Here is a 21,005-nt window from a genome sequence, read left to right as displayed (position 1 = left end):
CAGAGGCATTAGGCAAGGTAGGCAGCGAACAGGCAATTCCTGCATTACTGAAACTTGTGGAAGATGCCGATTCCTTTGTGCGTTGGAGGGCGGCAGAGGCATTAGGCAAGGTAGGCAGCGAACAGGCAATTCCTGCATTACTGAAACTCGTGGAAGATGCCGAGTCCTTTGTGCGTTGGAGGGCGGCAGAGGCGTTAGGCAAGGTAGGCAGCAAACAGACAATTCCTGCATTACTGCAACTCGTGGAAGATGCCGATTCCTTTGTGCGTTCGAGTGCGATAAATGCGTTAGGCAACATAAGCAGCGAACAGGCAATTCCTGCATTACTGCAACTCGTGGAACATTCCGATTCCGATGTGCGTAGGATTGCGGCAGCTGCGTTAGGCGGGATCGCGAAGAAATACACAAACTCGATCGCTCAACATCTCCCTCATCTCCTAACCTTAATCCAATCCGATTCAGGTCAAGATGCTCATCGCACCATCCTCGCCATCCAAGAGAACTGCAAATACTACAACTATGAAATTTATCAGTCCTACTTAGAAGAACAGAAGTCCGCTCGACAAAAAAGCCAAAACAGCGATCGTCCCGCCACAATCTACAACTTCCCCAACGCCACCGAAGCTAAAATCTTTGAACAAGTCGATCAATACCACGAAGCCCTACCAAAAGACCCGCCATCATAGAACTACACTTACCCTCTATCTCACTCGAAAACCAACCCAGGAGAATCAACCATGAAAGCGATCGAAACTACCGCAACCCTCACCGAAGATGGACAACTTACGCTCGACGAACCCCTTACCCTTGCCCATAACAGTCGAGTCCGCGTCATTGTCCTCGTCACTGAACCCGAAGAAGATCCCGAAGACACCTCGATCGCAGAAATTCGAGAAGGACTCTATCAAGGTTGGCAAGATGTCCTAGCTGGGAGAACCAAACCCGTCTCTCAACTTTGGGAAAACATGAATGTCGATTAATCCACCTATCCAAGTCAGCGTCAGCGCTCGCTTTGCCAGTGAAGTTCGTCAACTCGGAAAACGCTATCGCCGCATTCGGCTCGACATCCAACCTATCATCACCCAACTGGAATCCGGTGAACTGCCTGGAGATCAAATCCCCGGCATGAACTACACCCTCTTCAAAGTCAGAGTCAAAAACAGCGACGTTCAGAAAGGGAAAAGCGGCGGCTATCGCATGATCTACTACCTCAAAACAGAAGCGCAAATCTTGCTCGTCACCATCTATTCAAAATCAGATAAACCTGACATTACCGCCGATGAAGTCCGAGAAATCATCACCCGTGCTGAAATTCAATTCGATCCCTCACAACAAAATTCAGACTCCCCAGAAATTTAATTTAAGAGCATCCAGAATGAACAACTCATCTAAATACAACTTCCCCAACGCCCAAAAAGTTCAAATCTTTGAGCAAGTGGACACATACATCGAACACAACCATTCCACGGATCCCGAAATCAAAACAGCGATCGCTGATCTCCAACTCTTGCTCACTCAACTCCAAACGCAACATCCCCAAGTCACCACAGAATCTCAAGCCCTCACTATCCTCGACGCAGAATTTACCGAAATTCAACAATCCCCAACCCATCCTCTTGTCACACTCCGTCAACAACTTCTCAATCCAGAGCGTCATCTTCAAGCCATCAAAGCCACCCTCGGAGAAATTGTCAAACATTACCTAGAAGAAAGCGTCTGGTCAAAAGCAGCCATCACCTATCTCGACAAAATGAGTGAAACCCCCAACCACGGAGCCTAAATCGTGCAAATTACAATCGACCTGCCTAATAACCTACCTCTGATAGAAGCAGCCTTACGCCAAGGACTCGCGGTCAGCTTCACTGTGCCAAAGGCAACGCGCTCTTTCAACAAGACGGCGGCATTCTTGGCATACTGCTGATTGCAAAACAACGTCAACTGATTCCTCAAGTTCAGCCGATTCTAAATGCCTTGTGCATCCCAATCGTCAGACCGTAATCTTGGTTTTGATTTGTCCGATCGTCCAGGCACTCACACCTGCTAACGAGAGTCCCCAAATGCTGCTAAAGAAGCCGTGAGTAGCGCGATATTTCACAATCCGATCGGCTAACCAACTGCCGATAGAAGGTAAGGTCATTAGTTCTGCCAGCGTTGCCAAATTAATGTTCAATCGACCTGCTGAATCATAATGGCTGAGTTCTGCCCCTTGGGGAGAAAACTGCACAGCGATCGCATGAGCCGTCGTAATGTTTTTGAAGGTATAAGACGGGGCAATGTCGATTGAATTGCCGTCCACCAACAGTTCTGCAATTTGGTAATCAGCGTCAGGCGCGATCGCAAAGGTCTGATCCGCTCCGTGCTGAACCACGATAGAACCGATAGGAGTGATTCGACCGTGCGATCCGGCAGTTGCAGTAATTGTATAGGTTCTATTTTGCGAGGGAACAAGCCGCTCTAGTGCTGCCCGTGCATTGATCCGACCTGCACCCAGCATCCCGGCATAAGCCGCATTGACCGCATCGATCGGATCGGCAGTGTCTTTAATGATTGCGATCGCATCTGCCGCACTCAGATCAGGTTTGACCGAGAATAACAGCGCAATCAGACCTGCAACATGGGGCGCTGCAAAGGATGTCCCGCAGGTGTACGCATATTTTTCTGGAGTCGATGTCGTGTAAATTCCGGCTCCTGCGCTGCCTTTTTCACCGCCCGGTGCAGCGACAGTAATGCTCTGCTGCCCATAGTAAGAGTAGCTGGCCTTGCGATCGCCTACCCCAACAGCGGCGACGGTGCAAAGATTGGTCAACTGCGGAGCGCGGTAAGTATGAGCAGACGGATAGTGGAGTTCATCGGGTCGTTGAGCAGCACCAGGGGCATAGTTACCCGCAGAAGCAACCACAGCAACCCCGCGATTTTGTGCCTCGACCAATGCCTCCCGGATGCCAATGTGTTCACCATTGGTCCGCCAGCTTAGATTGATCACCGCCCGCTCTCCGGGCTGGAGATAGCCCAGTGACTGACGGATTGCAGCGGCTCTTAACCCATAAGCTGGAGAGGCAAACTGACCCGGAATTTTGATCGGCAGAATACGACAATTAGGCGCGACGGCATACGCGGCAGCATCTTGCCGACTGATCACCCCCGCAACTTTTGTACCATGTGCAATCACCGCTTCATTGGGCGATCGCTCACTATCGAGAACGCCCAAATCGAAATTGAGATCTAAGGTCTGCCAATCGGAACGAAAGGCAGGTTGCAACGCTTCATGATCAATACGAGCGCCGCTATCGATAATAATAATCGTGACATTTGGTGATCCTTTTGTAATCAGATGAGCTTCTGGGAGATGAATGGCGTCGTAGTTCCAAAAGCGATCGGACTCCTCAAACTCCTCATCGTTCGCTACAACCGATTGATCTAAACCAAAATCTTCAAATCCGACCTGATCGATTTCAGCAAAGAGAACGTCGTCTCGCTGCTGGGCGCGATCAATCGCTGCAAGTACCGCCCGAACTACATCCCGATCGTCTGGCATGACGCCTAACTTAACGCGGTAATACCCCACTCCAGGTATGGCATTTGTCACTTGAAACCCCAAGGCTTGAATCATTGACCGACACTGGGCTTCAGCGATATCGGGCCGAATCCACAAGTCGAGCGATCCAGGCACAAGATACCGCTCAAATCCTTCGGCGTCTCGCAATACGGGATGAACATTGCCGGCAAAAGCAGCCTTAAGATCATGGGGAGCGGGATCGGCTTCAAATTCGCTGGGTTGCACAATCCGAAAGTCAAACTCTGGTAAGGAAGGCAACACTTCGACATAGCCTGTCGCTTCCAAAGGATCAGTGGTTTCTAAATCGCTTTTTGCTGGAATCAAGTAGCGTCCCAAAACAGGCGTAAACGTGATTTCCTTGTGCGCTTGTTTATCTTGATAGCTCAGCGGAGAAATCAGAAATAATTGGTCTAATAGAGCGCGAGGGAGCGCAGTAGCCGCTTCTAGTTCTGCGATCGCATAATATGGCCGCCCTTGGGCCACGATTTTTGCCCGTTCAGATTTGAGGTGAGGAATCCGAGCAATTTGAGTGGAGGTGATGCGGTTGGGGTTTAAGCGGAGTTGCCGAACAGCGGCGGGATTTTGCAACACGCGATCGACCGTGACGCGATCTAGATGCGTGCGATCGCAAATCGTTTTCGCTGGCACAACTAGGCGTCTTTCAAGGACGGCTTGGGCTTCTGCTGCACTCAGGCTAAGAACAAAGCATAGGGTTTCTTGCAGCGACACGCGCTGAAATGGTGGGGTACTATTCATACTAAAGTTCAGTTTGAAGATTGGTGAATTTAGAAAGGGATGAGGTCAGCATTCCTCATCTCTACTTTGACGACGAAGCGCCAGTAAACTGTGTCTGATCGAGCGATGAAAGCCAATCTACATCTCTCATCTTTGCTTCCCTCGCCATTCGTAGTGCCGCGACTCCTGCTGCCAGAACTGTTGCGGCTGACGAGCCATTAATACTACTACCCCCTGCCAGGTCGCTAGGAAAAACATCTTGTCCAGGGGCATAACAATCGACTTGAGTTTGACAGCACCAAGACAGGGGCACACCCGCTAAAGTTGTGGCTGAGACAGCAACTACACTTGGTAATCGGGCTGGAAATAGGCAGACATCAACGCCATAATTTCCAGCCGCCGCAAAGATCTTGCAGCCTTTTGTCAGGGCTTGATGCACGGCTTGCTTCACGAGCGGTGAACTCTGCCGCCGACCCAGAGGGAGCGCGATCACTTGAGCGCCTTGAGCCATCGCCCAACGGATGCCTTGAGCGATCGCAGCCGCGCTAGTCTCGCGATCGCCCCCCAAAACCTTACCGACTAGCAATGTGCAGGCAGGCACAAGCCCTCTCAAATCCGTTTGCCCCACCAGTAATGTTGCCCCTTTAGTTCCGTGTCCGCTTCGATCAAATACACTGCCACTACCTGTAAAGTCTCGTGCATGTATCTGAGCGCCTTTTAGCAACGGATGTTGTAACTGAACGCCGGAGTCAAGTAAGGCAACTCGAATACCAGCCCCATCTTCTTGCTCTAGAGCGGCATCCCAATAGAGAAATGGGGAACGGTTAGTCGCAAGAGTAAAGTCATGCAGCAATTGGCGAAGATCGGTTACGTTCTTTAACCGTTGCTGCATGACAGCCAGAGGAAGAGTAATGCTCATAGGAGGCTTGTTATGGATCTCTGTTCCTTATCTACCAGGATTCAGATGGAGAAATGGGGAAGAAAAGGGAGAAATGGAATCAACGATTGCCCATTCTCCCTAGTCCTAATCAATCTGAGCAATTTAAAGTTGGCAGACAGTTAGGCGTACAGCTTCCAGTAGTAGTTGACGATGTAGTGCCCACCATGCCCATAGAAATGGGCAGTACGCACATCAGATGTGGGGCTGCCCCATGTGCCGTTGGGATAGTTCCACCGTGCATTAAAGCTAGGTACAGTACAACTTGCGGTGAAGACTGGGAAAATGTCATCTTGGAATGCACTAATAATCCAACCAACAAGTTTGTCCACGACCCAAGCAATAGCTTGACCAATGGCGGCGGCAATAGCAGGACCAACATATCCAGAAAGCGCACCCGTAATGGCCTTCGCGATCGCTTCTTTCACCTTTTCACCAATTTTTTCCCAAACGGTATTGAGAGCAGTTGAGAGTCCACCATTGTCTTTCTCGGCAAGCATCAGCGCGATTTTGTAAGCTTTGGGCCAATAGTTGCCTTCTTGCATACTGAACCAGTGATAGTTCCAATTGGGAGAATAGTTCTTCTCATCACCATCATCAAATCCGCCTCCCACGTATTGTTCGGAGATTTTTTTGCTGTCGCCGTCTTCATCGACCGACACGCCTGCGATCGCAATTTCATCGCTGCCCCAGAACTCAGGGTTGGTTTCATCCACACACTTAACGCGGGTGACGTAGAACGCTAATTTGTCGGTAACGGCTTGCTCCTCAAACTCGTCTGCGCCCGCACCCGCAAATGGATCGGTCGAGTAGATTGGTCCCCAAATTTCTTGAAGCTTTTCTGCGTTGTAAACATGAGAGTCTGCCGCTCTCTGAGTCGACATGTCGATCGCATCTTCAAAATCTTCAAACCCCTGAGGCAGGTTTGCCGCCGGAATCAACAGTCCTTCGGGTGTCATTCGTCCAACGCCTTGGGGAATCGAAAGTTGGGGCGTTCTGATGCCGAGGAGCTTCTGATCGATGGCGAGAGGAGCGAGTCCTTCATGGGCACGGTCGAACCCAATGCTCACAAACTCTTTACTCTCAAGTTGTCCATATCGTCCAAATAGAGTAGTTCGCAATTCTGGTGCAGCGCTCACGAGTTGTGTCGCTTTTGTCTGCACTTGCTCTAGCTTCACCGCATCCATGCGCTTGAACGTCTGCTGAAATGTTTCTTCTAACGTATCGGCACGAACTGCTTGATTAGGATTAGCAGCAACCGAAGCAAAGGAATACTGCACGGCTTGAAGCACGTCGTTAGCAATCTTCCGAATTTCGCTATTGTCTGGTTCGGGTGCTCCAGAGGTATCTGTGGCGGTGGGCTTTAGAAGTTCAATTGGAAGGCGATCGAGAGGTAGGCGATCGAGGCGAGTGATCGATGTAGGCATATTAGTTTCCTTGATTTAGATTAAAGCGATTAGCGCAAGGCTCAACTCTGAAGGAACCGCATTAATCCACAAACGTTTTGAGTTTTAGCGGTGCATCAACGCGAGTAGCCGTTGGTGATTTCATCCTAAAAACTCAAGAGCGTTTTGGCAGTGCCCATTTGGGTACTCGTCGCAGTTGGGTCGTAGAAACCGAAATGACGATTAGGTAGGAAACACAGGCCTCATCCTCTGCACACCTTAAATAGCGATTTTAATGAATATGATTCGGAAAGAAAATTTGAAAAATCTGTTTAAGGTGTCAATAAAAAACGCCGTGAGATTTATGAATAAATTATTAGAAAAATCACTTATTAGAATTTGAATAAAGCGAATTTATATTGATAAAATTAGCAATATAAATATTTAAGTCGTAATAGTATTATGAGTAATTCAATGCAATGAGATCTATATTAAAAGTAATACATTTGACTGAAGGTGAGGTAAACGAGAACGGTGATAAATGACAGAGTTCTCGCAGCGTATTCTTTTTTCGACCCAGCCCATCTTCAAACCAAAAGGAAGATCAATCGTCTCATTTATCAAGCTTTATAATTGAGTAGCATTATCCTCCTGGTGACTAGGGGCACATCGTAGCAGCGAGGATACTGTGACAAGCCATCCAACAATCTGCCTCCATCAAGTAGAGTTTCTTTCCAGCCATGCAGCACCCGATTGAGCAAAAGCCCGAGCCGTTATCTGCTTCAACTGAGACAACAACTAAGATAACAACCGAAACCGAGGGATTGACATATCCCCGCTGTGAATTACTCGGAACTGGAAGTGAGATGGCGATCCGAATCAGCTCCTTTGATTGGTCGCAAACTCCCCTTGGCGAGATCGCAACTTGGTCGCAAAGCTTTAAATCGCTGATCAAAACGGTGCTTGCCTCACGCTACCCAATGGTGCTGACGTGGGGACGCGAATTTACGCAGTTCTACAACGATGCCTACTCACAGTTGATTGGCGATAAGCATCCCGCTGCCCTCGGACTCGACATCCGCATCACGCTTGCCGAGGCGTGGGACACCCTCGGCCCTATGATTCAAACGGTGATGGCAACGGGACGTGCCAACTGGACTCCTGCTTTACTGCTCGTGCTGGAACGATCGGGCTATCGAGAAGAATCCTATTTCAGCGTCTCTCATGCCCCCGCCGAGAATGATGCAGGGCAGATCGTCGGCATGCTGGGCGTGTGTAGTGAAGTGACGCAGCAGGTTTTGGGAGAGCGGAGGCTGCGGCTATTGCGCGATTTATCCTCGAAAGCAGGCGAGACTCGCAGTGTTGAGGCAACCTGTCACGATGTAGTCGCGGCGATTCGGCTGCATCCGCTCGATGTCCCTTTTGCGCTGCTTTACTTGCGAGAACCAGATGGTACGCTGACTTTACGCGCCTCGGTAGGACTAGACGAGGATGATGTCACTCCACGATCGATCACAGCCTCCTCCGATGAAATTTGGTCATTGGCGCGGGTAGCCGCCGGTGAAACCGTTGTCGTTGAAACCCTCGATCGCTCGATAACCGTACCGGGCGGCCCGTGGGATGAGGCTGTTCATTCTGCTTTGGTCATGCCGATCGCGGCGTCTACTCAAACTGCCCCGCTCGGCGTTTTAGTCGCAGGCATTAGCCCCAACCGTGCCCTCGATGAAGGCTATCGATCCTTCTATGAGTTGCTCGTCAGTCAAGTTTCAGTCTCGATTCGCAACGCTCAGGTCTACGAAGAAGAACGACGGCGCGCCGAGGCACTCGCTGAGCTAGACCGTGCCAAAACCATGTTCTTTAACAATGTCTCTCACGAGTTCCGCACGCCTCTAACCTTGATGCTCGCCCCGGCTGAAGATGCGCTGGCCGATGTTGAGCATCCCCTTCCCCCACCGCAGCGCAGCCGAGTTGAAGTGCTGCATCGCAACAGTTTACGTCTGCTGAAGCTGGTCAACACCCTCCTCGATTTCTCGCGGATTGAGGCAGGACGGACGCAAGCAACCTTTGAGCCAAGGGATCTGGCAACCCTTACCGCAGAACTCGCTAGCGTCTTTCGATCGGCAATCGATCAAGCGGGTCTGCGGTTGACTGTAGACTGTCCCTCTTTACCAGAAGCCGTGTATGTCGATCGCGATCTGTGGGAAAAAATTGTCTTGAATTTGCTCTCCAATGCCTTTAAGTTCACGTTTGAAGGAGAGATTGCTGTTGCACTGCGTTGGGTTGGCAGTTCTGACGGAGACGGACAACGCCCCAATCGGGTTGAGCTAGAAGTGCGGGATACAGGAACAGGCATTCCGGCTGAGGAACTGCCCTACCTATTTGAGCGGTTCCATCGGGTTCAGGGAGCGAGAGGACGCACGTTTGAAGGATCGGGCATTGGGTTATCACTGGTGCGAGAACTGGTGCATCTGCATGGCGGCGCGATCGCGGTGCGCAGCGTGGTGAATCAAGGAACGAGCTTTACGGTATCCCTTCCAACAGGTTGCGCTCATTTACCAAGCGCCGCACTCCAAACGGGCACTGATTCTAGAAGAACTGACGGTTCACCCCTATCAACTAGAGCCTTGCCTTATTTGGAAGAAGCGTTCCCATCAACTAGAGCCTTGCCCTATCTGGAAGAAGCGTTGCGCTGGTTGCCCCGGAACCCGGTTGAAAACACTAATGAGAACCCGATTGAAAACACTAAACTCGCGCCTCGGACGCATGAACAGGCAACAAGTCTAGACAGAACAGACAATGGGACAGAACGGAGCCAATCGCGCATTCTAGTCGTGGACGATAATGCCGACATGCGCGATTACCTCAAACGGCTGCTTCAGCCCCACTATGATGTGGAGATTGCCGCAGATGGGGAAGCCGCGATCGCGCTGATTGCGGAGTCAAACTCTGACCCCACATCCCGACTGCCCGATCTCATCCTCAGCGATGTGATGATGCCAAAGCTGGATGGACTCCAGCTACTCCAAGCGTTGCGAGCTGATCCTGCAACAAGAGAAGTGCCCATTATCTTGCTGTCGGCGCGGGCTGGCGAAGAATCGCGGCTAGAAGGGTTAGAAACAGGGGCAGATGACTATGTGATCAAGCCCTTCTCCGCTCGCGAACTTTTAGCGCGAGTGCGGGCAAGTTTCGAAATGTCTCGACTCCGCAAACAAGCAGAACTAGAGCGGGCAGAGCGCATTCGGGAGCAGGCGGCGCGGGTAGAAGCAGAGACGGCTAACCGGATGAAGGACGAGTTTCTGCAAGTTCTTTCTCACGAAATTCGCACTCCCCTGAACGGAATGTTGGGCTGGGCGCAGATGTTGAAACAAGGGAAATTAGACGCTTCGACGAGCATTCGAGCGTTGGATGCGATCGAGCGCAATGCCAAAACGCAGGCGCAGCTTGTTGATGATCTGCTTGATGTTTCTCGCATCATTCGCGGACAGCTACACCTGAATCTTCAGCCCGTCTCGCTCCCCTCCATTATTACGGCTGCGATCGATACGGTGCGCCCCAGTGCCGACGCAAAATCCATTCACATTCAAACCCTACTTGATCCTGATGCAAGTCTTGTCTCTGGAGATGCAAATCGCTTACAGCAGGTGGTCTGGAATTTGCTCTCCAATGCGATTAAGTTCACGCCTCCATCTGGACGGATTGAAGTTTGGTTAGAGCTAGTAGAGGAGTGGGTTCAGATCCAAGTTAAGGATACTGGAATTGGTATTCGCGCCGATTTTCTGCCTCACGTGTTTGAGCGGTTCCGTCAAGCCGATAGCAGTACGACGCGATCGCAGGGCGGGCTGGGGCTAGGACTAACGATTGTGCGTCATTTAGTCGAACTGCATGGGGGAACGGTACGAGTAGACAGCGGGGGAACGGGACAGGGCGCGACGTTCAGCGTACGGTTGCCAGGGTTACAGGTTCAACCCTCCTCTCTTAACCAGCCGTCGTCGATCGCAACTCAGCCGATGGGTTCCCTAAGCGGGCTGCGAGTGATTGCCGTCGATGACGATGCTGACAGTCTCGCCCTCGTCACCTTCATTCTTGAGCAGGCGGGCGCTGAGGTTACTGCCGTCACATCAGCCGTCGAAGCCCTCAACGCGCTACGTCAAGTTAAGCCTGATCTTTTGGTATCCGATCTGGGAATGCCCGATCGGGACGGTTTTTCGCTGATTCGCCAAATTAGAGCATTGCCTGCCGAGCGGGGTGGCAGAATTCCCGCGATCGCGCTGACGGCCTATGCCAAAGAAGAAGACCGGAGACAAGCGTTGCTGTCTGGGTTCCAGACCCATATTCCTAAGCCAGTTTCACCAGAAGAGCTAGTCGCCGTTGTGGCAAATCTTGCGGCTAAACCTTAAGACTCGGTTTGGCGTATTTGGTCGAGGTACGCTCGCCAGCCGCCTAAGTGAGAAATATCGCGGGCGTCTGCCACAGCGTAAGACTCGCAGATAAAGCCCTGAACCGTTTCGCCGTCTTCTAAAACCAGAGTGCCAATGCCAAGCGGAGACGGGATTTGAGCGACAAAGCGCCCATAGCCCGCGATCGCAAGTTCCCACACTTCGAGCGCGATCGCGCTACCCCCCTCGCGCTGACGAATCAAGCCAGGTTTAGGGATAGTTCCTCCGGTCAGAGCATAGAGGCGATAGATCGGGCTAGTGTTGCAGGCACGCACTAGGGTTGCCCCTTCGTCCGTCAGTTGATAGTTGAGCGGCTGTCCGGTGAGATGTGCTCCCACGACCGCCACTTTTATCCGTTCGAGTGGAGAAGATTGAGAGGTCATAGCGTCGTCACTTACTAAATGAATGGAGTTGGAAAGGACTGAGGGACGAAAGAAACTTTGATTGATCTGTTGATTCAACTCTGTTGATTGAACTGGTTAATCTGTTGGTTGAACAATGCGGAATGAAAGAATGATTGTGCTTACTTCATCCCTCATCCCTCCTTAGCGGAACCTTCGTCGCACCAAGAGTGCCACCCAGAAGATCATGATAGGCGGCTCCCACTCGACAGAGAGAGGCATCATGCCATGCAGGCGCGATCAGCGTTAAGCCAGTGGGTAGTCCATTCGATTGAAACCCGCTTGGTACTGCCACAGCACAAAGATCCAGCAGATTCACAAAGTTTGTGTAGCGTCCTAGATTGCTGTTGAGCGCGATCGGTTCTGCTTCGACTTCTGCCACGGTGTAGATCGTGCCCGTGGTGGGAACGGCTAACACATCCATTGCTTGCCACTGGGCATCGGCTAACTGACGCAGATCTGCTAAGCGGTAGATCCCACGAAAAACATCCACAGCATCGTAGCGTTTGCCCCCGTTAATAATCTCATACACAGTCGGATTCATAAGGGCAGGGTTCAGAAAGTCTGCGATCGCGGCGAGCCGTTCTGCTACCCATGCCCCGCCGTACAGCAGTTGAGCCGCCTCTGCAAAGGGCTGGAAGTCGATTGGCACTATTGTGCAGCCCAAGGTTTGGAGATGAGCGATCGCATCTCGATACTGCTGTTCTGCGGAGTGATTGCCGAAGAACGTCAAGTCCCGATCGCTGGGAATGCCGACACGCAATTGAGCAATTTCTGGCAATGCGTTTACGGTTGGTTGACGCGAAAATCCATCTTCTGCATCGTAGTCGCCCGCCACTTGCAGCACCGCCGCCGCATCTTCGCACGTCAGAGCAAAGATTGACACACAATCTAAAGTTCGCACTGCCGAAACGAGACCACGGGTGCTAATTAAGCCCTTAGTTGGTTTAAGGCCAATGATATTCGTGAACGCTGCTGGAACCCGCCCTGAGCCAGCCGTATCCGTTCCTAGGGCAAAGCTAACGAGTCCAGCAGATACGGCGGCTCCTGACCCTGCGCTAGAGCCGCCCGGAATGTAATCTGAATGAAATGGGTTCCGACAAACGCCATAGGGGGTGCGAGTTCCTACTAATCCAGTAGCAAACTGATCTAGGTTTGTTTTGCCAATTGGAATTGCACCAGCCGCGCATAGTCGCTCGACAACAGTGGCGCTGCGTTCTGGAGTATAGGCATAAGCCGGACAGCCTGCGGTTGTGGGAATGCCTGCCCAATCTAAATTGTCTTTGATCGCAAATGGAATTCCGTACAGAGGAAGGCGGCGAGGATCTTGATCGGCAAGGGCTTTGGCACGAGCTAACGACTGAGCAATCGGGGCGAGGTAAATCCACACCGCCGGATCAGCGTACTGCTCAATGCGATCGTAGACGAGCTTAATCACAGCTTCCGGAGTGGTCTGTCCTGTTGCATATCGGTGAGCCAGCGATCGCAGGTCTAAACTCTCTGTCCAATCCATACCGTTGTTGTCCTTTCAAGTAATGCTGTTATGACGATTGGTTTTTGTTAAGCAAGGGATGAATTCAATCTTGCTTCATTCCTCATCGCTCTTGCTCAATCCCCAAGCTGGATCGCCGCCAGAACTTGTCCTGCCGTCACCGTCTGCCCTGATTGACAGAACACTTCCGCAATCGTGCCTGGTTCATCCGCGATGACCGCTATTTCCATTTTCATCGCTTCTAAAATCATCAGTTGATCGCCTTCTGCAACCGCATCTCCAGGCTTAACCAGCACTTGCCAGACATTCGCCGAAACGTGAGCGACAATCGCGTCTGTTCCGGGCGGTAAGATAATTTCTGCCACTTCATCTGCCGCGTCTAGCGCTTCTTCTGCCTTGGCTTCGGCCTCAAATTCTCCGGCGGCTGCCCAGCGATCGCGCTCTGCATTAAAGGCGGCTTGCTGAATCGCTTTAAACTGAGTGATTTGAGGCGCGATCGCGTCTAAAGATTCGTAGTATTGCTTGAGGCTAAAGGTAGTTTCTTCGATTTTAAGCTGCACTTTTCCTTCTAGGAAAGCAGCACGATCGCGCTGCAATTCCTCATGCGAAACGGGATAAAACCGAATTTGATCGAAGAAGCGCAACAACCACGGTTGACTGAAATCGGCGGTTTGTTTGAAGCGATTCCACATTTGCAGCGTGCGCCCTACAAATTGATAGCCGCCCGGACCTTCCATCCCGTACACACAGAGATAAGCGCCACCAATGCCGACCGCATTTTCCGGTGTCCAGGTTCTCGCGGGGTTGTATTTGGTCGTTACCAAGCGTTGACGCGGATCAAGTGGAGTGGCAACGGGCGCGCCGAGATATACATCTCCTAACCCCATCACCAAATAGCTGGCGCTGAAGACAATCTCTTTAACCTGCTCGACGCTCTCTAGTCCATTAATTCGACGAATAAATTCAATATTGCTCGGACACCAAGGCGCATCAGAACGCACAGACTGAATGTACTTCTGAATGGCTAACTGTGTTGCTTCATCATCCCAGGACAAAGGTAGATGCACGATTCGTGTCGGCACTTCTGCTTCCATAACGGAGGGCAATTCGTTTTCGGCAGCAATCAGAGCATCGAGCAACGCTTGTTGTGACAACACACGACTGTCGTAGTGGACTTGCAGCGATCGCATTCCGGGCGTGAGATCCAAAATTCCCAGTATGTGATGGGCGATTAACCAGTCCATTAAGGTATGAGCGCAAAAGCGCAGTTTGAGATCGAGGATTTGAGATCCGTATTCGATCAGCACGTACTTGTCTCCTGCCTGTCGATAGGTGACACCAATGTGATCAGGAGAATCAGGAATGCAATGGAGAATGGGAGAATGAATGGATTGGGAAACGATAGATCGCAATGGCGGCGTGACTTCTAGCGTTGCGATTTGCTGATCTTGCGCCAGTTCACGCTGCAAAGCTTCTGCAAACGTTAGACGGTAGAATCGAACCGTATCGCCTGGTTTGAGTTGTCCAATTTTCCACAGTTCTGCCTGAATGATGGTGGCAGGGCAGACAAACCCGCCGAGACTCGGACCATCTAGCCCTAAGATGATTGGCATATCGCCCGTGAAATCAATGGTGCCGATCGCATAGGCATTATCGTGAATATTAGACGGATGAAGTCCAGCTTCGCCGCCGTCAGAACGTGCCCACTTCGGTTTTGGCCCGATCAACCGAATGCCGGTGCGTGTTGAGTTGTAGTGAATTTTCCAATCGGTCGAGAAGAACAGATCGATATCTTCTTCGGTGAAGAAATCGGGCGCACCGTGAGGACCGTAGAGGACACCAATTTCCCAATGGTTGGTGTAGGTCGGAATCAGTGCCGTCGGCAGCGTAGGCTCTGCGTGTTCCACTTCAGCCGACTGATTCAGCTTCAGGACATCTCCCGGACGCAGGGTTCGTCCTGCATGTCCGCCAAATTTGCCCAACGCAAATGTCGATTTGCTACCCAAATAATCGGGGACATCGAACCCATGTTTAACCGCTAAATAGGTGCGATAGCCATCTCCCGGAATGCCTTTTAGCTTCAAGGTACTTCCCGCCCGAACGGGAACAGCACTCCAAAAGGGTACGGCTTCACCATTCAGCGTTGCTTTCATCTCAGCACCCGTGAGGCAGATGACAGTATCGGTGTTGAAGCGCAACGTTGGGCCTGTAACCGTAAACTCTAGCCCTGCTGTCGATTCTGGGTTGTCGAGCAACCGATTCGCCAATCGAAACGCAAGATGATCCATCGGGCCTGACGGCGGCACACCGACATTCCAGTAGCCAACCCGTCCCGGATAGTCTTGAATGCTGCTATAGGTTCCCGCATCCAGAACGTCGATCGTGAGCGGCGCATAGTGAAAGGAATTTAGAAAGCAGGTACTTAGGTCTGCTCTATTGAAGCTAGAATCGTCTAGAATTTGGCGCAAATACGCCAGGTTAGTTTCGATGCCATCAATGCGGCTGTCGTCGAGCGCTGTTTTGAGATGCGCGATCGCGTCCTCACGATTGTCTGCGTGAACAATCACTTTTGCTAACAGCGGATCATAGTAGGGCGTGACTTCCGTTCCCGTCTCGATCCAGCGATCGCAGCGCACCGTGTCGGGAAATGTGACTTGATGCAACGTACCAGAACTCGGTTGAAAATTTTTCGCTGGATCTTCAGCGTAAATCCGTACCTGAATCGAGTGTCCTTGTGGCTGATACTGAAACTCTGACAGGGAAAACAGATCGCCCGATGCCTGCTTGACCATCCACTCGACTAAATCGACTCCGTTAATGGCTTCAGTAACGCCATGTTCAACTTGCAAGCGCGTATTGACTTCTAAAAAATAAAACTGCTGCGTTTGCACATCAAACACATATTCCACTGTCCCCGCCGATTGATAATGAACAGCTTTTCCCAACCGTACGGCTGCATCTGACAGTTCTTTTCTTAATTCATCAGTGATGTTTGGTGCAGGCGTTTCTTCAATCACTTTTTGGTTGCGACGCTGTGCTGAACAATCGCGCTCGCCGAGAGCAACAACATTGCCGTTCCCGTCTCCAAAGATTTGCACTTCAATGTGTCGAGCCGTTTGAATGTATTTCTCTAAAAATACTCCGCTCTGTTTAAAGTTGCTTTGACTTAAGCGTTGAACTTTCTCAAACGCCTCTGTTAGATCATGTTCGGTGTGACATACCTGTAATCCAATTCCGCCGCCGCCTGCTGTACTTTTCAGCATAATTGGATAACCAACTGCGATCGCGGCGGTCTGGGCTGCCTCTAAGCTTTCTAGCAAAGGCGTTCCTGGCGTGAGGGGCACTTGATTTGCCTCTGCTAGTTCCCGCGCAGTATGCTTCAGACCAAACTGACGCAACTGAGCGGGCGTCGGTCCAATGAATACAATATTGGCTCGCGCACACGCCTCCGCAAACTCAGCATTCTCGCTCAAGAAGCCATAGCCCGGATGAATGGCTTCCGCCCCGGTTTGCTTTGCTACTTCTAGGATGCGATCGTAGTTCAAATAGCTTTTCGCTACGGCGGCTTCACCGATGCACACCGCTTCTGTTGCCATGAGCACATGTTTTGCGTGAGCATCCGCTTCTGAGTGGACTGCAACAGAAGCGATCCCTAAGCGATCGAGGGTGCGAATAATCCGACAGGCAATTTCACCCCGATTGGCAATCAGAATTTTGTTGAACATACGTGCTTTTGAACTCAGGAGTTTGAAGACGGCATAGAGGCCAGTTGACTAACAAATCTTCAATTGCCCTCACCCTAGCCTGCTCCCCTAGGAGCAGGAACAAGAATTAGCTTCCTAAATAGAGAATGAGGGCAAGGAAATTGTGTCACCACAGGAATTGACAAAGTAAATCAAGGGCAACACAACAGAGGGACAAACGCTTTTTCTTTTGCCTTCTCTGTTGCGACTTACATCGCATCCCAAATGATTAACCGAATCGGAGTGGGATTGTAAGCATTACAGGGATTGTTCATCTGCGGACAATTAGAAATAGCAACCAGCACGTTCATCTCAGCCCGCAGATCTACAATACTGCCTGACGCGGAAATCCCATCAACAATCTCTAATGTGCCATCTTCTGATATCGGGACATTCATAAAGAAATTGATGTTACTGACCATATCGCGTTTGCCTAGCCCGTAAGGAGCCAGCGCTGTTAGAAAGTTCTCCACACAGGCGTGCTGGTACTTTTTATCTAAACCAAAGCGCACCGAATTACTTTCACAGCTACACGCTCCACCAGATGTATCGTGTCGTCCGCAAGTGTCCTTCAGAATGGTCATCAGGACGCCACCATCATTGGAAATCAGTTTGCTGTCTGTGGTCAAATAGATGTTGCCTTGAGCGACAGTTGTATCTTGAGCGCTGTATCGCTCGGATGGATCATCGGCGCTATACACCAAAAAATCGACCGCTTGATTTCCTCCCAAATCTTCAATGCGAAGAATCTGTCCCTGCTTCACCACATGAGCCCAGGGATGTCTAGCAGGTAACACCTCGTCGTAAATCGCAGTAGCGGGATCAAGGACATGTTCAGCAGTGATCATGATTTAGTTCTCCTACAAAGAATGCAATGTCTAGATGAATAATAGATAGATTGCTAGGCAAAGGTAAATTTAGCCAAAGGGAATTACTGCGCGAACAACGCATCGGTGTTAGTAAATCCACGAATTGCTTCAGGATTCGCTGTCCGGCACAAGTCGTCAGGTTCGGATGCAGGGGAATCCCAAATGGTAACTTGAATCGGTTTTGGGTTAAACATGTTACTGGGGTGAAGCACATGCGGACAGTTGGAGAGAATTACCAGCACATTCATCTCTGCTCGCAGGTCAATAAAGCTATCCGCCGCGCCACCTTCTACAAAGTTCATCTTGCCGTCTGGAGCGATCGCAACGCGACTAAACAAATTGAGATTAGGCATGATGTCTTTTTTGCCCAAACCTCGGCGCGTTAGTGCTTTGAGAAAGTGGTCGCGGGAATTTTGCCAAAAGTCGCCGCCCTCATATTTCGCGGTATTGCGGCTGGCGTTGCTGCATCCACCCAACAAATCGTGATAGCCAGACGTATCTTCCGTGATGGAGAACAACACGCGCCCCATATCGGAATAGATCACCATGCCTTTTTTGAGAAAGGCGTTGAACTGAATTTTGGAGGTGTCAGCGACGTTGAGCCGCTCGATCGGATTGTCGGCGTTGTAGGCAAGTAACGACACGCCGTGTGAGCCTGCTAAATCAGTGACTCGCAGCGTATTGCCGCGTTTGATTACGCCCTGCCAATACGCACCACCCGGTACGGTTTCGTCTAAAAGTACTAGGTTTGACGCGATGGCGGCGTTTGGTTGAGTAGACGCGGTGTGTCCCATAAAGTCCTCCAGTTACGATGATTCAAACACAATGATCCAAACAACGATTCAAGATTCAAACAACGATCCAAACAACAAAGCCCAGGAAGCCGACAACAGTAACCCTCTGTTGCTTGGCTCTCCCGGGCTTTTGTCCCGCCGTGTGACCGCTTCTGAACTCTAATGGAGTTGCAGATCTAAAAGCGGCTGCTTCTCTCGGACCAGGCATCTGGCTCGTAAGCCAGACCGGAACCCTAGAAGCAAAAAATTAAATGTGATGCGATTAGCGCAACTCTGGAGAAGATGGCTAGGCCAAACTTCAAAGACTTGCTGAAATACCCTACCCCTACGTTAGAATTCTGCTGACATGCTTCCTAGGCAATAGCTAGATTTTTAGCACAGCTAAATCTCTAAGGCAACTGATCCTTTAGGTAGATAACTGTAAACTAGTCCACAAGATTGTAGCGACAGCTACAAATTGCCATTCTAGGTTCCATCATGCCGCTTTCCGATGTCGCTAACTGGTTGCACTGGCTAGAGTCTTGCCCTAGCACCAATACTTGGGCAATGAATGCTTCACGCCACCCAAATGAGACAACCCAAATCCGGTTGCAGCATGGGGATGTGGTATTTACGCCTCAGCAAACTGCTGGACGGGGACAGCACGGGCGAATCTGGCATTCCCCTCCTGGCGTGTTGACGGCCAGCATTGTCCTCGATCGAATTCCTACTGTGCATTTACCCCAATTAAGCTTGGCAGCAGGACTGGCGGTGATCTATGCGATCGAAGATTTGCTACCCGATTTGAAAGATCGGCTGCGCTTAAAGTGGTCAAACGATGTTTTATTTGACGGGCGAAAGCTGGCAGGAATTTTGTGTGAAGCGATTAGCCCGTTGTGCAACTCCGAGTACAACTCCGACGGAACCGCGAGTCGGGGAATGGGACGAGCCGTAGTCGGGGTGGGACTCAATCGCTGTGTCGAGTTTGAGCAAGCTGGATTGGATACCAGCGCAGTTGCTTCGGAGGTGCGCGAAGCGCTAATCGGGCGGGCCGTCAGCTTACATCAAATCTCGCCGATCGTGCCCGACGAGTTCCTGTTGCTGGAGCGGTTGCGGCATTACTTACTGCAAGCCTCAGAATTGATGCGATTAGAGAAACGCGACGCGGATGACTGCCCTGGACTTACAGCACTATTACCCGCACTCCGCCAACGGGATGCTTTGCTTGGGCACTTCATCACGGTGGATTTGGGCAATAAACAGATTTCAGGCGAGGCAGGCGGCATTAGCGATCGCGGACATCTTCTCTTGAAATGCGCCGATGGCAAGGTACGATCATTCGTCTCAGGACACATTCTCTGGTGAATTCATGCTCAACTCTGATTCCCCGATCTGGCGACCCTACACTCAGATGAAAACTGCCGCGCCTCCGCTCAATGTCATCAAGGGCGAAGGCATTTGGCTGGAATTGGATGATGGGCGGCGCATCATGGACTGCATTTCTAGCTGGTGGGTGACAATTCATGGACACGCTCACCCTGCGATCGCTGAAACCTTGTATCGGCAAGCACAGCAGTTAGAACAGGTGATTTTTGCTGGATTTACGCATGAACCCGCCGAGCAGTTAGCCCGCAAATTATTAACCCATGTTCCGGCTTCTCTAACTCGCGTCTTTTTTTCTGACAATGGTTCAACGGCGGTTGAAGTGGCGCTGAAAATGGCATGTCAGTATTGGCACAATGGGGGAGAGCCGCGATCGCGCTTTATTAGCTTTGAGGGCGGCTATCATGGCGAGACGATCGGGGCGATGTCAGTCGGCAAAAGTTCTCCCTGGTGGCAGGCGTTCCAGTCTCTACTGTTTGAAACCGATATGGTTCCGTTTCCAGCGACGTTTGATGGAGACGAGCAGGTTGAAGCTAAAGAATCCGAAACGCTGGATAAAATCGAATTTCTTTTGAAACAAGGGCATCATGCCGGAATCGTGATTGAGCCGCTAATCCAGGGAGCCGCCGGAATGCGGATGTGCCGCCCCCAATTTCTGCAAGCTCTTGCCCAGCTTGCCCGTCAATTTGGCGTTCTGCTAATTTATGACGAAGTAATGACGGGGTTTGGTCGTACAGGTTCGCTGTTTGCCTGTTTGAAGTCTGCGACAGCGCCCGATATTTTATGTCTTTCTAAAGGGCTGTCAGGCGGCTGTTTACCCCTGTCGGTAACGCTGGCAACTGACGCGATTTATGAGGCGTTCTACAGCAACGACGCGACGAAAGCGCTGTATCACGGTCACACTTACACGGGCAACCCGCTTGCCTGCGCGACAGGATTAACCTCGTTAGAACTCCTTGAACAGCATCCCCAAGGCTTTCAAGACATGGAGACGCATCACCGTCGCTACTTGGTGCAGTATCTGCAAGGGCATCCGAAACTTGAACACCTCCGCACCTGCGGCACGATCGCGGCAATGGAGGTGAAAACAGACGGAACAGACGGCTATTTCAATGCGATCGCGCCCATTCTAAAAGCCAAATTTCTAGACGCGGGATTTCTGATTCGTCCATTGGGCAACACCATTTATCTGATGCCGCCTTACTGCATTACCACGGATGAACTCGAATCGATTTATCGGGTGATTCGACAAATTTTGGATAATCTATAACTCTTTTTCTGCCGCGTTAAGCAAA

16 protein-coding genes and 1 riboswitch are annotated in these 21,005 nt (G+C 50.9%); of the genes, 8 read left to right on the top strand and 8 right to left on the bottom strand.

The annotated features are described in order from the left end of the window. From AC5JLB_RS22230 to AC5JLB_RS22210, 5 genes are all read left to right on the top strand, one after another. On the top strand, positions 1 to 686 hold a 686-nt coding region (locus AC5JLB_RS22230), incomplete at its 5' end, for a HEAT repeat domain-containing protein (protein WP_495876009.1). A gap of 51 nt (positions 687 to 737) precedes the next feature. Continuing rightward, positions 738 to 980, top strand: a complete 243-nt coding sequence (locus tag AC5JLB_RS22225; protein WP_495876008.1) for a type II toxin-antitoxin system RelN family antitoxin — start codon at positions 738 to 740, stop codon at positions 978 to 980. Next, the gene (locus AC5JLB_RS22220) at positions 970 to 1,359 is read left to right on the top strand and encodes a type II toxin-antitoxin system RelE/ParE family toxin (RefSeq protein ID WP_495876007.1); all 390 of its coding nucleotides are present in this window, start codon (positions 970 to 972) and stop codon (positions 1,357 to 1,359) included. Before AC5JLB_RS22225 ends, AC5JLB_RS22220 begins: the two co-directional genes overlap by 11 nt. A 16-nt stretch (positions 1,360 to 1,375) precedes the next feature. After that, complete coding sequence (locus tag AC5JLB_RS22215) at positions 1,376 to 1,780, top strand: hypothetical protein (RefSeq protein ID WP_495876006.1); 405 nt, start codon at positions 1,376 to 1,378, stop codon at positions 1,778 to 1,780. A gap of 3 nt (positions 1,781 to 1,783) precedes the next feature. Next, the gene (locus tag AC5JLB_RS22210; RefSeq protein ID WP_495876005.1) at positions 1,784 to 1,921 is read left to right on the top strand and encodes a hypothetical protein; all 138 of its coding nucleotides are present in this window, start codon (positions 1,784 to 1,786) and stop codon (positions 1,919 to 1,921) included. Positions 1,922 to 1,987: 66 nt separating this feature from the next. Here AC5JLB_RS22210 and AC5JLB_RS22205 read toward each other — a convergent pair whose 3' ends face one another. The 3 genes from AC5JLB_RS22205 to AC5JLB_RS22195 form a co-directional block, all read right to left on the bottom strand. Beyond that, positions 1,988 to 4,312 (bottom strand): S8 family serine peptidase, encoded by a 2,325-nt coding sequence (locus tag AC5JLB_RS22205; protein WP_495876004.1) that lies wholly within the window; start codon positions 4,310 to 4,312, stop codon positions 1,988 to 1,990. A 61-nt stretch (positions 4,313 to 4,373) separates the two neighbouring features. Next, the gene (locus tag AC5JLB_RS22200; RefSeq protein ID WP_495876003.1) at positions 4,374 to 5,210 is read right to left on the bottom strand and encodes a S8 family serine peptidase; all 837 of its coding nucleotides are present in this window, start codon (positions 5,208 to 5,210) and stop codon (positions 4,374 to 4,376) included. 140 nt (positions 5,211 to 5,350) lie between these two features. Then, complete coding sequence (locus tag AC5JLB_RS22195; RefSeq protein ID WP_495876002.1) at positions 5,351 to 6,655, bottom strand: hypothetical protein; 1,305 nt, start codon at positions 6,653 to 6,655, stop codon at positions 5,351 to 5,353. Between the two features lie 698 nt (positions 6,656 to 7,353). Between AC5JLB_RS22195 and AC5JLB_RS22190 the strand changes: the two genes are divergently transcribed. Then, complete coding sequence (locus AC5JLB_RS22190; protein ID WP_495876001.1) at positions 7,354 to 11,010, top strand: ATP-binding protein; 3,657 nt, start codon at positions 7,354 to 7,356, stop codon at positions 11,008 to 11,010. Here AC5JLB_RS22190 and AC5JLB_RS22185 read toward each other — a convergent pair. The 5 genes from AC5JLB_RS22185 to AC5JLB_RS22165 all read right to left on the bottom strand — a co-directional run bounded on the left by AC5JLB_RS22185 (position 11,007) and on the right by AC5JLB_RS22165 (position 18,348). Next, complete coding sequence (locus tag AC5JLB_RS22185) at positions 11,007 to 11,432, bottom strand: allophanate hydrolase-related protein (protein ID WP_495876000.1); 426 nt, start codon at positions 11,430 to 11,432, stop codon at positions 11,007 to 11,009. The genes AC5JLB_RS22190 and AC5JLB_RS22185 overlap by 4 nt on opposite strands. 145 nt (positions 11,433 to 11,577) lie before the next feature. Continuing rightward, positions 11,578 to 12,963, bottom strand: a complete 1,386-nt coding sequence (atzF, locus tag AC5JLB_RS22180; protein ID WP_495875999.1) for an allophanate hydrolase — start codon at positions 12,961 to 12,963, stop codon at positions 11,578 to 11,580. A gap of 95 nt (positions 12,964 to 13,058) precedes the next feature. Then, on the bottom strand, positions 13,059 to 16,667 hold the full coding sequence (gene uca / locus AC5JLB_RS22175) for an urea carboxylase (protein WP_495875998.1): 3,609 nt from the start codon (positions 16,665 to 16,667) through the stop codon (positions 13,059 to 13,061). Positions 16,668 to 16,894: 227 nt separating this feature from the next. Continuing rightward, positions 16,895 to 17,533: an urea amidolyase associated protein UAAP2 gene (locus tag AC5JLB_RS22170; protein WP_495875997.1), complete on the bottom strand. Its 639-nt coding sequence runs from the start codon at positions 17,531 to 17,533 to the stop codon at positions 16,895 to 16,897. An 83-nt stretch (positions 17,534 to 17,616) separates the two neighbouring features. Then, positions 17,617 to 18,348, bottom strand: a complete 732-nt coding sequence (locus AC5JLB_RS22165; RefSeq protein ID WP_495875996.1) for an urea amidolyase associated protein UAAP1 — start codon at positions 18,346 to 18,348, stop codon at positions 17,617 to 17,619. A 117-nt stretch (positions 18,349 to 18,465) separates the two neighbouring features. After that, positions 18,466 to 18,596: riboswitch (guanidine-I (ykkC/yxkD leader) on the bottom strand. A gap of 229 nt (positions 18,597 to 18,825) precedes the next feature. Between AC5JLB_RS22165 and AC5JLB_RS22160 the strand changes: the two genes are divergently transcribed. Continuing rightward, positions 18,826 to 19,692 carry a biotin--[acetyl-CoA-carboxylase] ligase gene (locus AC5JLB_RS22160; RefSeq protein ID WP_495875995.1) on the top strand — a complete coding sequence of 289 codons (867 nt, stop codon included), beginning with the start codon at positions 18,826 to 18,828 and terminating at the stop codon, positions 19,690 to 19,692. A 4-nt stretch (positions 19,693 to 19,696) separates the two neighbouring features. Then, positions 19,697 to 20,980 (top strand): adenosylmethionine--8-amino-7-oxononanoate transaminase, encoded by a 1,284-nt coding sequence (gene bioA / locus AC5JLB_RS22155; protein WP_495875994.1) that lies wholly within the window; start codon positions 19,697 to 19,699, stop codon positions 20,978 to 20,980. Positions 20,981 to 21,005: the final 25 nt, after the last annotated feature.

The organism is Myxacorys chilensis, from assembly GCF_059505265.1.
Note: the sequence above shows the minus strand (reverse complement) of the source record. Positions and strands in the feature narration are given on the sequence as shown.